The organism is Lederbergia panacisoli (assembly GCF_024626525.1).
In the GTDB taxonomy this organism is placed as follows: domain Bacteria; phylum Bacillota; class Bacilli; order Bacillales; family Bacillaceae_C; genus Lederbergia; species Lederbergia panacisoli.
In genome coordinates, this window is the sequence record NZ_JANJGU010000004.1 from 261,377 (window position 1) to 278,049 (window position 16,673).

Annotated in this window: 11 protein-coding genes; 7 read left to right on the forward strand and 4 right to left on the reverse strand. The window is 40.3% G+C overall.

Annotated features, from left to right (window positions below; all coding sequences use genetic code 11):
• Positions 1 to 61 precede the first annotated feature (61 nt).
• Positions 62 to 1,474 carry an FMN-binding glutamate synthase family protein gene (locus tag NQ185_RS08515; protein WP_257581226.1) on the forward strand — a complete coding sequence of 471 codons (1,413 nt, stop codon included), beginning with the start codon at positions 62 to 64 and terminating at the stop codon, positions 1,472 to 1,474.
• A gap of 11 nt (positions 1,475 to 1,485) precedes the next feature.
• On the opposite strand, the gene NQ185_RS08520 is transcribed toward NQ185_RS08515, so the two are convergent.
• The 4 genes from NQ185_RS08520 to pcp form a co-directional block, all read right to left on the reverse strand.
• On the reverse strand, positions 1,486 to 2,646 hold the full coding sequence (locus NQ185_RS08520) for an MFS transporter (protein ID WP_257581227.1): 1,161 nt from the start codon (positions 2,644 to 2,646) through the stop codon (positions 1,486 to 1,488).
• Between the two features lie 844 nt (positions 2,647 to 3,490).
• Positions 3,491 to 4,171 carry an HAD family hydrolase gene (locus NQ185_RS08525; protein WP_257581228.1) on the reverse strand — a complete coding sequence of 227 codons (681 nt, stop codon included), beginning with the start codon at positions 4,169 to 4,171 and terminating at the stop codon, positions 3,491 to 3,493.
• A 26-nt stretch (positions 4,172 to 4,197) separates the two neighbouring features.
• Positions 4,198 to 5,346 carry a cation:proton antiporter gene (locus NQ185_RS08530; RefSeq protein WP_257581307.1) on the reverse strand — a complete coding sequence of 383 codons (1,149 nt, stop codon included), beginning with the start codon at positions 5,344 to 5,346 and terminating at the stop codon, positions 4,198 to 4,200.
• Positions 5,347 to 5,616: 270 nt separating this feature from the next.
• A complete protein-coding gene (pcp, locus tag NQ185_RS08535) occupies positions 5,617 to 6,264 on the reverse strand; it encodes a pyroglutamyl-peptidase I (RefSeq protein ID WP_257581229.1) in 648 nt (215 codons plus the stop codon).
• An 85-nt stretch (positions 6,265 to 6,349) separates the two neighbouring features.
• Between pcp and NQ185_RS08540 the strand changes: the two genes are divergently transcribed.
• From NQ185_RS08540 to NQ185_RS08565, 6 genes are all read left to right on the forward strand, one after another.
• Positions 6,350 to 6,571 carry a gamma-type small acid-soluble spore protein gene (locus NQ185_RS08540; RefSeq protein WP_257581230.1) on the forward strand — a complete coding sequence of 74 codons (222 nt, stop codon included), beginning with the start codon at positions 6,350 to 6,352 and terminating at the stop codon, positions 6,569 to 6,571.
• Positions 6,572 to 7,199: 628 nt separating this feature from the next.
• Positions 7,200 to 8,618: a metallophosphoesterase family protein gene (locus tag NQ185_RS08545; RefSeq protein ID WP_257581231.1), complete on the forward strand. Its 1,419-nt coding sequence runs from the start codon at positions 7,200 to 7,202 to the stop codon at positions 8,616 to 8,618.
• A gap of 159 nt (positions 8,619 to 8,777) precedes the next feature.
• Entirely contained in the window at positions 8,778 to 10,661 is a 1,884-nt protein-coding gene (locus NQ185_RS08550; protein ID WP_257581232.1) for a beta-N-acetylhexosaminidase, read from the forward strand.
• 158 nt (positions 10,662 to 10,819) lie between these two features.
• Positions 10,820 to 12,178: an ABC transporter substrate-binding protein gene (locus NQ185_RS08555; protein ID WP_257581233.1), complete on the forward strand. Its 1,359-nt coding sequence runs from the start codon at positions 10,820 to 10,822 to the stop codon at positions 12,176 to 12,178.
• Between the two features lie 337 nt (positions 12,179 to 12,515).
• Positions 12,516 to 15,485, forward strand: a complete 2,970-nt coding sequence (locus NQ185_RS08560; RefSeq protein ID WP_257581234.1) for a WD40/YVTN/BNR-like repeat-containing protein — start codon at positions 12,516 to 12,518, stop codon at positions 15,483 to 15,485.
• Positions 15,486 to 15,759: 274 nt separating this feature from the next.
• Positions 15,760 to 16,539: an IclR family transcriptional regulator gene (locus tag NQ185_RS08565; protein ID WP_257581308.1), complete on the forward strand. Its 780-nt coding sequence runs from the start codon at positions 15,760 to 15,762 to the stop codon at positions 16,537 to 16,539.
• Positions 16,540 to 16,673 lie beyond the last annotated feature (134 nt).

Below are 16,673 nucleotides of genomic sequence, written 5' to 3' on the forward strand. Positions count from 1 at the left end.
GGGGACATACTTTTCCCATTAACGGAAATAATAGGAGAAATAACATAGTGGGGAAAAAGCGATGAACACCATTTTGCAGTATGGAATACTTGGAATGATCATTTTAATGTTTTTGTTTAACTTGTTTGTTCTGTTTGGATGGCGCTGGATTATGAAAAAAGTGGCAGCAAAGATGGGGAAAATTCTTTTATCTGATAGCTACCAAGAGAACATCCTTGAGATGATTCCGGGATTTAGGCATGTCGGAGTACAAAATATTTTGGAAAACAATTTGCGTACAGCATCTGGGGATCTTCTACACCGTCCATTAGGATCTTCAAAAAAATGGCCGAATTTAGATCCGATTACATTTTTACCAGCTCAGGTTTCACCATTTGCGATTGACGGTGAGGAAGAAGTTGATATAAAAGTAAAGATCGGTCCAAAGGCAAAAAAGCCGATGGACATTGAGATTCCTCTCATGATTAGTGGCATGGGGTATGGTGTTGCTTTAAGTGAAGAAGTCCGACTGTCATTGGCAGAAGCCGCAAACAATGTCGGAACAGCCATCAATTCCGGTGAAGGCGGAGTGATGCCAGAAGAGATCCAAAAAGCAGGAAAATATATTTTGCAATTTGGAAAAACGGAATGGGCGAAAGAAGAAGATTTAATAAAGCAAGCGGATATGATTGAAATTAAGCTTGGGCAAGGTGCAATGATGGCTATGGGGATGAAAATATCCCCCGAAAATTTAACTGGTAATGCCCGTAATATAATGGGGTTAAAAGAAAATGAAACAGCAGTCATTCACGAGCACTTTTTTGAAAACCAGACATTGAAGGATATTAAAGAGCTAGTGGATGAACTTCGAAATGTAACTGGTGGAGTGCCCATTGGGGTGAAAATGGGGGCAGGAGGAAAAATTGAAGAGGACATCGACCATTTAATTGAAATCGGTGTCGATTTCATTGCGATTGACGGAGCACAGGCGGCTACACTTGGCGCGGCACCCATTTTATCAGATGATTTTGGGATTCCGACGTTGCATGCAGTCGTGCGGGCAGTAAACCATTTAGAAAGAAGAAAAATGAAAGGGAAAATCAGCTTGATTATCTCAGGAGGATTAGTTGTTCCGGGACACTTTCTAAAAGCATTGGCGTTAGGAGCTGATGCCGTTTATATTGGATCTTCCATTCTGTTCGCAGTGGCACATGATAAAATATTTAAGGCAGTTCCTTTTGAGCCTCCAACGCAATTAGTGTGGAATGAAGGGAAATTCAAGGATGAGCTGAAAGCAGAAGATGGAGCAAAATCCGCCGAAAAATTCCTTACATCATGTATAGAAGAAATCAAAGTTGCTTTAAGAGCAATGGGGAAGCGCTCCTTAAAGGAATTATCAAGAAAAGACTTAGTGTCTTACGATGAAGCGATTTCCAAATATGCGGGCATTCCATTTTCGTTTGAGCCTTGGAGCGGTGAAAAGAAGGACAAATAAAAAGCCAGCACTCAAGCTGGCTTCCGCACTCTGCTTTTCATCAAAATAAATAAATATAAAATGATGGAGCATAGTACAGAAATGGCCGCGACCATATAGATCGAACTATACCCTAACCAATGTCCAATTTGTCCAAAAGCGATTGCCCCGATCCCGACACCTAAATCAAAGAACGAGAAAAATGTAGCATTCGCCATTCCTCGTCGATTAGGAGGCGATCCTTTAACAGACCAAGCTTGTAAAGCTGGCTGCACTGTTCCAAAACCAAGTCCGTAAAATACAGCAGCCGTGTATAGAATTGCGCTGTTTGGCAACCAAGAAAGCAGCAGCATCGAAATAAGAATTAATAAAGTTCCTGGTATAAAAACAGCTTGATGTCCTTTAGAGTCGTATAATTTACCAGCAAAAGTTCGTGTCAGCATTAATGCTGCGGCATAGAGCAGAAAATACCATTGGATTCCTTCAATTCCTCTTTGTGCTGTGAAAAGCGGCAAAAAGGTAGCGATTCCTCCAAACGTTACAGTAATGAAGAATAATAGCAATGATGGTGGAAGTGCACTTTTTTCATAAAAGTCCCACTTATTTACTGTAGGAGCGGCTTTCGCTTCCACTTGTTTGTAGCGTATTTTGGATGAAAGTAAAAGTGCCAGTAATCCAAGAACCGAACATATTAAAAATAATTGCGTGAATGAAATGATCCCGACTAACGCGAGACCTAAAGAGGGACCGAACGCAAGTGCTATATTCCCGGAAAGTCCGTAGTACCCCATTCCTTCTCCACGCTTATCGGCAGGGATTAGATCGGTTGCAATCGTACCAGATGCAGTCGTAGAATAGCCCCACCCAAGCCCTTGAATAATCCGCATAATAAATAAGAAAAGCAAGCTTTTTACAAACCCGAAAGAACCAACAGAGAATACAAAAATTCCAAGTCCCGTTAAAAATACGAACCGTCTACCTTTCGACTCCAGTGCATGTCCAGCACTAGGACGAATGAGAAGGGCTGAAAAAGTGAATATTCCAACAACTACCCCGATAAGCTGATCATTCCCGCCAAGCTTTTCAACAAACAAAGGAAGAGTGGGTAATGTCATTTGAAAACCAAGAAAAACAAAAAAATTGGACAGACAGATCAAAATAAAATCCCGAGTCCATATTTTACCGGAACTCACATTCTGCCTGGGAGCCTCCTTAATGAGTGAATTACCCAATACTATCTCCCCCTGTGATTATTTAGTAACCCGAAACATAATAATTATTCTACACGACTTTACGTGAAAATTCTAACCGAGGATCACTTTTTTCTTTTATTTTTCTTGATTCATCAAGCAAATATACATCTTAGGGCGAACATCCTGTTTTGTTGCTGTTTAGGTGATTCGATTGTTAGATAGACTGATTCAATGTAAGAAGAGTGGGGTCTTTTCCGTTCAAGCGGCTTCAATTCTCGTTCGTGCGTCTTCAATTCTCGTTCGGGCGGGTTTAATTCTCGTTCAGGCGGGTTCAATTCTCGTTCAGACTGCTTCAATTCCCGTTCAGCACTTCAATTCTCGTTCAAGCGGCTTCAATTCCCGTTCGTGCAGGTTCATTTCTCGTTCAGACGGATTCCATTCTCGTTCAGCACTTCAATTCTCGTTCAAACTACTTCAATTCCCGTTCGTGCAGGTTCAATTCTCGTTCAGACGGATTCCATTCCTGTTCAGCACTTCAATTCTCGTTCAAGCAGATTCAATTCCCGTTCGTGCAGGTTCAATTCTGGTTCAGACGGATTCCATTCTCGTTCAGACGGGTTCAATTCCCGTTCAGCACTTCAATTCTCGTTCAAGCGGCTTCCATTCCCGTTCGTGCAGGTTCAATTCTCGTTCAGACGGGTTCAATTCCCGTTCAGCGCTTCAATTCTCGTTCAAGCAGATTCTATTCCCGTTAATGCAGGTTCAATTCTCGTTCAGAAGTCTTCAATTCCTGTTCAAGCAGTTTCGTTTCTCGTGCAACTATTCAAAAAAAAGAGCAATCGAATTATGATTGCTCCATTAGTTTTGTTAACCAAGTGTCTTTTCTTAAATAATGATCACAATCAAATTCTGCATAAGACTGAATCAATTTTGCGTTTTTATCGAAAGTTAAGGACTTTGTAACATCATTTGGGATAATAAGACAGTTGATTCCTGCGCGAATTGCTGCTAAAGATCCATTTACGGAGTCCTCAACCGCGACGGCTTCATCTGGCTCTATCCCTAGTGCTTCGAGTGTTTTAATATAAAGGGCTGGATTTGGTTTTACTTCCTCGACGTCCTCGGCGGATCGAATAATTGGAAAATAATCAGTCAATCCGTATTTATCAAGAAATCCTACAATCCATTCACGGTGTGAACTACTTGCAATGGCTAGCTTGAGCCCGTTATCTTGAATGCGTTGTAAAATATCCAAAAATCCTTCCCTTAAAGGGAGATCATCTTTTATTTTTGCATAATAAGTGCGAGTTTTTTCTTTAAAAAGGTTACGATCCATCGGACTCCCGAGTGACTCATCAATAAACTCAAATAAAGTGTCATTCGTTGTTCCAACAATTTTAACGAATTCCTCAAGAGTTAAATCGAAATCATAATCTTCTTTTAAAACAGTACGATAAATTTCAAACCATGGGGTCTCAGTATCAATAATCGTTCCATCGAAATCGAAAATAACGGCTTTAATCAATTTATTTCTCCTTTACTAATGAATATTTACTCTTCCTTAAGTCTAACATCATTACTCTTAAAAATCACTTTCATTAGCGGCGGTGTTACGATGGTTGTGACTAGAATGACAACAACTAAAACAGCAAACATATCTTCTGACAATAACATGGATTCTAGACCAATTGCTGCCAGAATTAATGCTACTTCCCCACGTGAAATCATGGCAGAACCGATTCCAAGCGAGCTTCTCCAGCCAAAGCCCGAGAATTTTGCCCCTACCGCAGCACCTACTAGTTTTGTTAATATCGCTAAAATATTGAGTGCAACGATTAAACCTAAATTTTTTGAGATTCCGTTAAATTGCGCCATCACACCAATAGAGGTGAAAAAGACAGGCACGAAAATCGAATAACTAATGGTCTCTACTTTCTCAAATATCTCATGCTTGAATCCTGTAACACTAATTGCCACTCCCGCAATGTACGCTCCAATAATAGCGGCGACACCAGTGAATTCCGCAAAATAGGCAAAGGCAAAGCAAATGATGAGGGCAGATGAAATCACTGTTTCAGTTACTTTTAACTTTGAAAATTTACTCAAGAACCACGGGACCACCTTCCATCCTACAAGGATGGCACCTGCAAAGAATAGTACTTTTTTCAAAATGACCATCGATAAATTCACGTCGCCGCCAGCGAAACTCATTAAGAAGGCGAGCGCTATAATGACAACAACATCATCTATGACGGCCGCACCTAAAATGGTCGTACCTTCGCGACTTTTTAATTTATTCATTTCTTTGAGTGCCTGTACAGAAATGCTGACACTTGTCGCAGATAGCAGGAGGCCTAAAAATATTGCTTCAAATGTAGTGAGCCCTAATATAATTCCAGCTGCATATCCTAGTGCTAAAGGGGCAATAATCCCACCGAATCCTACATACGTAGCCGCTTTTCCAGTGCGCTTAAATTCATCAAGATCTGTTTCTAGACCAGCAATAAACATAAGAAGAATGACACCAATTTGGCTAAGTGCTTGTAATGTATCTGTATTATTTACCAATCCTAAAACAGAGGGGCCTAGCACAATTCCAATAAGGAGCTTTCCTAATACTGCTGGTTGTCCAAGTCTTACACTCACGCTTCCTGCCACTTTGGAAGCGATCAAAATAATCGCTAGTTGAAGAATTAATATCATGTTCTTTCCGCCTTTCCTGATTTTTTCAAAACAAAAAGAGCCTATCGACCAAAGGACATAGATATCCCTTGGTGACAGACTCCTCCAAGAACGTTTGTATTTGATTAAAGACATCATAGCATATTTTTTAGGTAATGTGGTATTTTTTTAGAAAGGAATTTGTATTTGAGATGAACGAACTATGAATCGGTCATTGGATTTTCAAAAGAAAATGGAAAATCTAAATAAAAGAAGGTTCCCTTATATTGCATAGAACCTCTCCTTTTTCTAGTGTGTCGCCCCACCAATTTCACGAATATCCTCTTTTTCATTCGCTGCAACCAGGGCAGCTATTTTAAGTCCATTCACAATCACGTCAAGACTTAGGCTTGGTGCGTTTTTTTCAATGGTTTGCTCTGGTATAAATGGAATATGAATGAATCCTCCTCGAACATGTGGGGCATTTTTTTCTAAATAATGCATGATTCCATAAAAAAGATGATTGCATACGAACGTTCCTGCGGTATTTGAAACCGCTGCAGGAACTCCAGCTTTTTTCATTTCGTGTACAATCCTTTTTACTGGTAATGTTGTCCAATAAGCTGGGGGACCTTCTTCATAAATGGGTTCATCAATTGGCTGATTGCCTTGATTGTCAGGTATCCGTGCATCATCGATATTAATAGCGACTCGCTCTGGAGTCACTTGAGTTCGACCACCGGCTTGTCCAACACAAATAACAACATCAGGCTTGTGTATTTGGATCGCATTAATGACAACGTTGATGGATTCGTGGAAAACAGTAGGAACTGCTTGCGCCACAATTTCAATATCGTCAATGAACTTCCCATCTAACTGCTTAACTCCCTCAAGGGCAGGATTAATTTTTTCACCACCAAATGGATCAAAGCCTGTTAGTAAAACTTTTTTCCCCATGTGATTGTACCTCCAAATAGATTTTAGACTAAATCTCATTATATGGGAGAACATATCTTCAAACAATATGGAGGAGTTGTCGTTTATGAAGGAAAATGAAAAAGACGTCCATCAAGATACATTCACGGTTGCTGGAACAAACATTGATGCGGTTAAAAGAGCAAACGAACGTTCGGGGATGTCTTATAATGAAGTGAAGGAGTTACTGGCGAAAACGACTGGAGGAAACGGGACTTGGATTTACAGTGATACGAATGTAGAGGAAGTAAAAAGGAAGAATCAGCAATCGATGGGAAAAGATGAATAATTATTAACATTAAAATGTATACCAACTCTACATAAATGGCAGCACCATTCTTATAGTAAGAAGGTGCTATTTTCTTTGCATGCTATTATACCGTAACGTTTATTTTCCTATTGATTGTCCACATGAATATAATGAAATTTTAAAGAAAAGGATAGGATCTATGACCAAGCTTAAGATAAGTTAGAAAAATTTTGTTTTTTGGAAAATACGATTCAAATATAAATGTAAATAGGAAAAAAGACCCTTGTACATTAATGAATATACATGATATTTTTGAATACAATTCAATATATAGAAAACTTAGTCGCTCTATCAAACTCCAAGTGAATCCACCTACACAACAATTCACCACCATTGCCCATTCATCCGGTTCAATGAAATTCCTTTAAACCTATTAATTAGCACTTGAAAATTGAGTACATAGGGTAACGTTGTAGTCCGTCAGCAGCGAACAATATGACTTCTTCAATGGCTTAATGTCCTCTATTAAACTATTCACATTGAAATTAAAAGGAGTGTGAGTTTTATTAATCGTTCAGTTAGCCCCATCCCTACATCAGTAACTTTCCTCTTTGACACGACAGACAATGGAGCAGTAAAGGCCCGATTCAACTGGGTGACCTCAGATATGACAATTCACACTTCAGTACTTAATTATGCGAAAAAAGATGGCTTTAACGGTACATTCACTGAAACGATGATTGGTGAATCTACCCCGATTGACCAGCGAGACTTGTATGAGACATTTACAGGACAATATAAAAATGAAGTGGAACTTACACCTATCATTAGCCATAAGGCAGAAACGGGCATTCTTGAACCAGACATAGAATACGTTTACTCCGTTGGTGATGGCGGAATTAATGTCACCGATATTGTCAACCCACCTAGCTTCAGAACGCCTGCAGCTAATGTAAATGAATTCTCATTTCTCTGGTTAACCGATGCTCAGGGAAGTGGTAAGGACGTTGAAACGGTTTATAGAAAGTACGAGCAATATACAGGACGAGCAGTAGAAACTGCCTTTAATAATCATCCAGATCTAAGCTTCATCCTCAGTACAGGCGACAATGTAGATTTCGCATTCGACACTAAGGAGTGGGACGCTTACTACAACGCTCTGCAGCCATATTTGTATAACACTCCATATTATTCTGCCACAGGTAATCACGAATACGAAGGCAATCCGCGAATAACCGGAAGCTGGGACTCGATTGACCCCTATATGATTACTGCCAAAGGCCGTATTAACGTACCGAAAAACGGACCTGCGTACCAAGGTGCCGGAACAAATGGTTTGGAACCTATTGTAACAGGCGCAATTAAGCAACGCCTTGACGGTAACACCTATTACTTTGAATATGGCGATGCTATCTTCTTCGTTCTTGACTATTCAGACAACACAAGCAATATTGACGAAACGGGCGACCAAGGCTTTTCATTTTCCAGCGACAAAGCAATTAATGACCAGCTTTACTGGATGAAGTCTGTACTAAAGACGAATAAAAAGAAGTGGAGATTCGTTGCCATGCATCAAGGGCCATACTTAGGAAGGTTTGCGCAGCCCACCTATTGGCAGACTGTCACAGAAGCTTTTGATGAATGTGGAATAGACGTTGTTCTTTCCGGGCATGACCATCTTTATTTGCGTGCAAAGCTTATGTATAACAATCAGGTGACAACCATCCCTGGAACAGGCACAACCTACATTACAGGCGGAACAGCGGGCTACGAATTCGGTACCCTATACGGACAATATAACAATGTTGCCGAAACGTATACAGAAAAATATACCGACTGGGTTGTGAGCAGCTATCATGTTATAGATGTTAATGAGTCCGGCATATCAATGACTGCCAAAGGAATTAAGATGCTTCCTATAGATGGAATAACAGAACAACAGGAAGATCATGAAGATGAATTCAAAGAGGATGAGAGCGGATACAGGAGCCTTGACGTCTCTTCGGAAGTAGTCTTAACAAACACTTCACGCAAAAAGAATCTAAGTTCATGGAAATATCCTAATTCCCCAGTAGAGAAACCTTGAACAAAACGATCGATGCTGCTTATAACTGAAGATTGTGGAGATGGGGACTAGCTGAAGAGAATGAAAGGGTTATCTATAAAGTTATCAAAGATCTATTCTATCATTGGAAGTTGCCTTGAATGAGATCTTAAAACTAAATATACGAAAGGGAGGATATATATGCGATTCAAATTTACGGGAGATATTGCTGATCTGAGTTCCGGCATCGAAATATTATCGCGGGAACTAGGTTTCGAAGTGGCTTCTGACGGCGAGGAAGTAGAAGTGATCCATCACTGTGAGAGGAGAATTGAGGTTCGTGCTCAACAAAGTGGATTGCGCATTGCCTATTCGGAAAAAATTCATTTTTTTCGAGCGCTCGGTTTGCTGGTCGAAGGACTGCAGGAGAAAAGCGAATTTGAAGTGGAAGAAATCCCGCAATTTACGATGAATGGCCCGATGTTCGACGTTTCTCAAGGTGGAGCGGTCATCCGGGTAGACGTTGTAAAGACATTTCTTCGGAAAATGGCTTTGATGGGACTGGACATGATTATGCTATATGCCGAGGACAGTTATGACGTGAAGGAGCAGCCCTATTTCGGCTATATGCGAGGTCGCTACTCGCAAGCGGAAATCAAGGAATTGGACGACTATGCTGATCTATTCGGCATCGAAATGATCCCTTGCATTCAAACATTAAGCCATTTGGAGGATGTGCTGAAATGGGAATCGTTTGCTGACCTAAGAGATGATCACGAAACGATGTTGGTAGGCTATAAGCGTACTTATGAATTCATCGAACAGATGATCATCGCTGCTGCGGCCCCCGTACGGACGAAACGCATTCATATCGGCATGGATGAAGCTTGGAAGTTAGGGCTGGGGAATTATCTCGCCCAAAACGGGTACCATTCTAAATTTGACATTATGAATGAGCACTTGAAAAGGGTGCTGGAAATTACAGAAAAACACGGACTGCAACCGATGATGTGGAGTGACATGTATTTCAGAGCCGGCTCTAAAACTGGATCCTATTATGATGAACAGTGCGTAATCCCCGATGAAGTGATTCAAGCTATGCCGAGCGGTGTGCAGTTTGTGTACTGGGATTATTATCATGACGATGAATCGTTTTACCTCGAATGGATTCGAAGGCACAAGAAATTTGGCTCTACTCCAGTATTTGCCGGAGGGATTTGGAACTGGAAAGGTTTCGTGCTAAATTACGGGGCAACATTCGCTTCCACAAATGCGGCGCTGGAGGCATGCAAGAAGGAAGGAGTTACAGAGATTTTCGCCACTCTTTGGGGGGACGACGGGACGGAATGCGATTGGTTTTCCGCGCTTTTGGGGCTGCAATTGTTTGCCGAGCACGGATATTCACAGGAACTTGATATCGAGAAATTGAAAAAAAGATTTCACTTTTGTACTGGTGCACATTATGACGATTTTATGGATATCAAATATGTCGACGAAATACCGGGCATCGCGCCGGAAAATCTGGAAAGGTATAATCCTTCCAGGTACTTGCTTTGGCAAAATGTCACGATGGGATTGTTCGATAAAAACATTCGCGGACTTAAGCTCTCAGAACATTATACCGAACTAGAAAAGAAAATGGAGACGTACGCAGCGAGAAATGGACAATTTGGATCCGTGTTTGAAGTGCTGCGCAGGTTATGCCGTGTATTGTCATTGAAAGCGGACATTGGCAACCGAATTACCGATTCCTATTTGTCTGGGAACAGGGAGGAACTGGAGGTAATCGCGACTCGGGAATTACCAGAATTGTCCACAAGAGTAAACGATTTGCGGAATTACCATTGGGAACGCTGGCATGAGATCAACAAGCCCTTCGGCTGGGACGTCATTGATTTTCGCTATGGAGCGCTGCTCATAAGCTTAAAGTCGGCGGCAGACCGAATCTCTCTGTACTTAACGGGTAAACTGGAGCATCTGGAAGAATTGGAGGAAGAGCGGCTGTTTTTCAATAGCGAACAAGGATTAGTCGATTGCAATCGGTATAAACATATGCCGTCAGCGACCAGAATCTTACAATCATAGTGCCTAATCTTGTCGAGGTGCCTTCGATCATGATGGACGCAATCACCTTGAATTTAATAACTGTAGTGGTGATTTATTTGTTTCCAAAAAATTTATATTCCTAGAAACATCTCATTAAAGAATATAACAATAAACATATTACCGAAAGGGAGATCTAGATGAGAAAAATGTTTTCATTGATGTTGTTCGCCCTTATTATGGTGTTCACGGTTGCCTGTTCTTCAGAAACGAAAGATGCAGGAGGGGGAGATGCCAAATCTGTAACGGTTAAAGTCGCTTTGGCTGGTTGGACATTGGAAGATGGGATCGACCCGATTACAGGTAGGGAGACGATCGGGGTAAACCAATTTTTGAAAGAGCACTTCAATCCTAAATACCCGAATATTAAGCTAGAAGTGATACAAATACCGTGGGAAAATGCGCAAGCAAAGCAAAAAGCGCTGCTGCTTTCCAAAGATGTGGACTTGATTTATACAGCAGGCGGTTGGGCCAACGAATGGTATGAGCAGGGATTCCTCCGCGGAATCGATGATTTGATCGCCAATGATAGTCAATTTGATCCGGAAAAATATTTGCAGGGAATATGGAACTTCTCATACAATACAAAATCACTCGATGGCGAAACGCGTTTCGGCATTCCATCCATACTTGGACGTAGAATGACCATTTATGATAAGCAAATTTTCGACGACTTTGGTGTTGAATACCTTTCCGAAAAGCCAACGCCGGAAGAAATACTAGAAAAGGCAAGTAGATTGACAGGTATAAATCCTCGAACAGGTGAACAAACATACGGCTTGTATTTTAATGGAAAAGCACTCGATGTACCGACGTTCCAAGCATTGACTCGTTACTACAACGCCCCGGGTGGACAAGGAACGTTAAACGATTTGGAGAACGTGAAATTTGAACTGGATTCGGCCGAGATGGTCAAAGTGTTCGAATGGTTCGATCAGGCTGTACAGTATGTACCCGAAGCTTTTTTGAACAATCAGGGAGCTGAAAATTTCGGCCTCGAAACAAATAACATCGCAATCTTTTTGGACGGTGGAGGGCATGATGTCTGGGGAGAATATATATCTTCGAAAGACGAAAAAGTGTTGGAACGTTTCATTCCTGTCATGAACATTGGTCCGAATGGAGAAGGGTATGTAGCCCTTGACCCGTTCGTCATGGCCAAGGATGTCAGCAATGTTGAAGAGGCATGGGAAGTGATGAAGTTTTTTACAGATACGGAAATGCAAAAACATATGTACGAAAATTACGGGATGACACCGACATTGAAAGATGCTTCTTTTCTTGATCCAAAAGATAGATTTATTGCGACGGCCATGGACATTGCCGACGTTGCCAAATCAAATTTAATGGATGAGGTGAACCCGTTCTTTAACAATGAGGTTGTGCCTGCAGTAAACGGATTTCTCAGTATGGCAGCGAATAAGCAGAACCAGGATATTGAAAAATTTTTGAGCGATTTGCAAGCTAGGGCGGAAAAATGGCAGAAGGAGGTTCAGTAATTAGCCCGCTTGTAAATCAATAAGTATATGGTTGATGCAAACTGGTAGACATAGCAGTGAAACAAAAAGCGTAGATAATCTTAATCTGCGCCTTTTGTTCGTATACTCGAAGTTATAATCAATATATTAAATAAACAGGACTATTTTACCATGTTAACGCCATATTATTATGGTAATTTAATAGTGTATTCAACATTATGAATTTTTTGTTAATATATAGAACTAGGATGTGTATACACTTACAAAAAATGTAACCTCTCTGTCTAGTTAAAAGGAGTGATGATATAAAAAAATAGATCGCTTGGATGAACTTTAATAAATGATAGGAGGGAAACAATTGAAGAAAAAGTTAATAAAAGCCACTTCAATTCTGCTTGCTATTGGGTTGGTTGCTCAAGCACATGTATCCTTTGATACGCCTCCAGTTGCAGCAGAAGGTAATGATTTTAGTACAGATTTTCAAAAACCTGACCAATGGGAAATGGTTGAACCAGGAGCTGGTGGGGCGTTTTTTTCTGTTGGTGCTGGTCCTGCGAGTGAGAAATATCCGCACGGTATTGCAGTAGCTGCCGCGGATTTATCAGGTCCGTACCTTAGCTATGATAATGGGAAGACGTGGGAAAATAGAGGATTTTGGAATGGACTTGTCTATCATAATCATACAAGTATGGTCGGGTTCATTCCAGATGATGCAAATGTTGTGTTCATTGGTGCGGAAGATATTATGTATAAGAGTGACGACGGCGGTCATCAGTTTTATCCGATTTTATCAGAGGATTGGGACCCTTGGAAGAGAACAGGGACGTTTAAAGTGGTCAGGGATTTAAAAGCAGGTGAAATCGGGACGAAATATAAGGATCCACTTGGTGATGTGCATTATGAATGGAGTGATGATGAGGACGGAGCGTTGCTTTACTTTACGTCGATGACTTTCTCAAAGTCCAATCCAAATATCGGTTATACGGCAGCTCATCATAACTGGGAGGGTACTGATGCAGTAATCTTCAAGACAACAGATCGTGGTGAAACATGGAATCCTGTAAAAGTATTTCTTAATGATTATGACGATGATGGCAATCTCGTAAAATTTAATGAGAATATGAGAGTGCAAAAAATTGTAGTTGATCACACAAATCCGGATATCGTATATATCCTTTCTCAGCCTGATCAGTTTACTGAAGAAAGTGGATTGTACTGGGAAGGACCGAAGAGCGCTATTTATAAATCGATAAATGGCGGGAAGGATTGGGAGCTAATTGCTGGAGAAATGCATTCCTATCCAGCGTATGGCGGCGACAATGGCATGGGATTACCGTTGTATGATGCAGATGGTCAACAGCAATTTTACCAACATACTAACGGGGAATTTAGAGCAGTTTACCAAAAATCAGGCACTATCGAAGAACCGCTATTTATGAGGATTGTATCAGACTTTGAAATGGATCCGGTCGATCCAAATGTAATCTATGTTTCAAAAGGAAATAGAAGAAACTTAAATCTTCCCGGTAAAGGACTTTATAAAGGGACGTTCAGTGATGGTACATGGAGTTGGGAGAAATTAACGGATACTTTTGGGATTGTTAAGGTAAAAGCGGAAGAAGGAAAATCAGTCGTTCGATTGTTTGACATTCGCGGTTGGTCCGATACACAGCCAATGGAACAAGCAAGGAATTACCCGAAGGTGTACGAGTACGATTCGAATAAAGCTGAAAATGGATTTGAACTAATCGCAGAAGCGTCGACTCCTGGAACGTTTGAATTAGGAGCGATTCATCACTATTATTCTACTTCTCCAGCTTATGTTAAGACAATTGCGTCGTCTATGGCAGATCCAGATTCATATTTTTGGGTTGATTCTCAGTGGGTATTTAGATCTGACGACGGAGCACGAAGTTTTAAATCGGCAGCATCCACTTCACGTACGGATGAAGAAGGAAAATGGTATTCGACAACAGGTGTGAGTAACGTCGTATCTTTCAGCCTTAAAATTAGTGAAGCCAATCCAAATATCATCTATACAGGTAACGCTGATATCGGATTTTGGAGGAGTAAAGATAATGGACGTTCATGGCAACATTCGAACCAGGCTGGTTTTGTAAGCGATTGGAAAGGAATAGGTGGACAAGCCCAAGCCATCTTGCCAGATCCAGATCGTGAGAACGTAGTATGGGCAGGTCTTGGCGGCTACTATGTGGATCAAATTCTAGTAAAAAGTACTGATTACGGAGCAAATGGCAGTTGGGTAGAATCGCATGAAGGACTTCCTAAATCGGAATCGCCAAGATGGAATAATTATCAAAATGGAGCGGCTATTCGTGGGCTCTCACTAGATAAGACAAGTCCGATCGATAACCGCACCCTATATGTTGTGGCAGATGATGTCGTTCATAAGAGCATAGACGATGGTACAACATGGAGTCCAGTTTTAGATATGAGAGAAGCAACTAGTAAAGATCCGTATGAATATAACGGTTTTGAAACCTGGGATGTCAATCCTGACCGTACCGCTGCAACGGCTGTGGATCCTACAAATGGTAACTATGTGTATGCCGGTGGTTCTGATGGATTCTTCCGCTCCACTAACGCTGGTTCAACGTGGGAGCAAATTGGTGGAGAAGAATTTGAAGGGGTTCAGAAGATAGTCGTTTCAAAACAAAACCCTGAACATATTTTTATAGCGATTGGCCCTTACCAAAGTGATGACTGGGAATCTAACAATTCGCGTGGACTATACCGCAGTACGGATCGCGGTGCAACTTGGGAAAAAATCTTTGAAGACGAATACATTAGAGGATTTGATGTAAATCCAGAAAATGAGAACATTATTATTGCTGGATCAGCAAATGTCTGGATTGCTGGAGGAGTTCCTGAATCAAGCGGAGCTTGGTTAACGGTTGATGGCGGTGAAACATGGCAGCAAGTAAATGAAGGATTGTCATGGCCGTATGTTAGAGATGTAGAGATGAACCCGCATGATCCATCACAAGTATTTATCGTAACACCTGGTACTTCACATCACGTTAGATATTTTGATTATAGTAAATATCAATTAGAAGCTCTACAAAATTTACTAAATGAATATATTAATTCCGGGGAAGTGAATGGCTCGTTAGTAAATCAATTGAGTAATACCCTTGATCAGGCAATTCATCAATATAATAAAGGTTCGAATAAACAGGCTGTTAAAAAGCTAAAGGATTTCTTAAAGCATTTGGATAATATACCAAAACAGAAGAACGTAACACAAGATGCTAAGGAAAGTCTCAATAAAGCGGTACAGTCACTAATACAGTTGTGGTCAAAATAAATTTATCACGAATATATTAATCTATGTATATTCCCTATTATTGTGTGAGTAATAAAAAGTATGCTAGGTATTTTAACCTTGCATACTTTTATTATATTTATATATTTTGCCTTTCTTTCATTGCGTTTTGTTTGCTTTTTTAATAGACGAGTAAGTTTCCATTTATAATGCGTTGACGCATTTCGAAACCGATGTTATATTAAAATTATATTCAGTATACAGAACGATTATTTAATACTATGAAATATACAATATTGGAGGTTAATGGGTGGAGATGAAGAAAAAAAAGGATTACAATGTACCGGCATTGGAAAAAGGATTGCTGATATTAGAAAAATTGTCAAAATCAGAAGAGCCCCTACGAATTACTGACATCCACGAACAAATGGGCATTCCAAAGACCTCCGTGTTTATGATGATGTCGACGCTTGAAACAATGGGGTATGTTGAGAAAGTAGACGATAGTCGGTACAGAGTAACAATGAAATTATACAATATTGGTATAGAAACAAAGTCCAAATACGATATCCGCAGGGTTGCACGTCCTTTTATGGAAAAAATAGCCCAGCAATTGCGATTTACTGTTCACCTGGCTACATTAAGCAATGGAAGAGCTGTTTATATTGAAAAAGTAAATGGCCCAACATTTGTCCAGTTTGATACTAAGATTGGACAGTCAATGTTCATTCATTCCTCTGCGGTAGGGAAGGTACTTGCTGCTTATATAGACGAAAAAGAGTTAGACGAAATATTAGTAAATAACCCAATGGTTCGGGCTACTGAAAACACGATTACTTCACCTGAATTGTTTAAGAAATTTCTTGGAAACGTCCGTGAAACGGGTTACGCCATTGAAGATGAGGAAGGTGAAATAGGTGTTCGTTGTCTTGGAGCGCCTATTTTTAATGATAAAGGCAATGTTATAGCTGCTTTAAGTATAACTGGAGTTCGAAATGATCTTCATAGCATTCATTTCCAAGAGATTGGAGAATTTTTAAAAGAACAATGCCGCCTGATTTCAGAACAAATGGGGTTTTCCGAAATCACAGTTTAACATACTAACTACTTAAATGCTGCCGAGTTTATTCGGCAGTTTTTTTCGTTTATATAGAATAAAGAAAGGATTGAAATAGAACTAAATTAAAAAAATTTAATTAATTCTTCAAGTTTTTATTGAAAAAGTAAAAA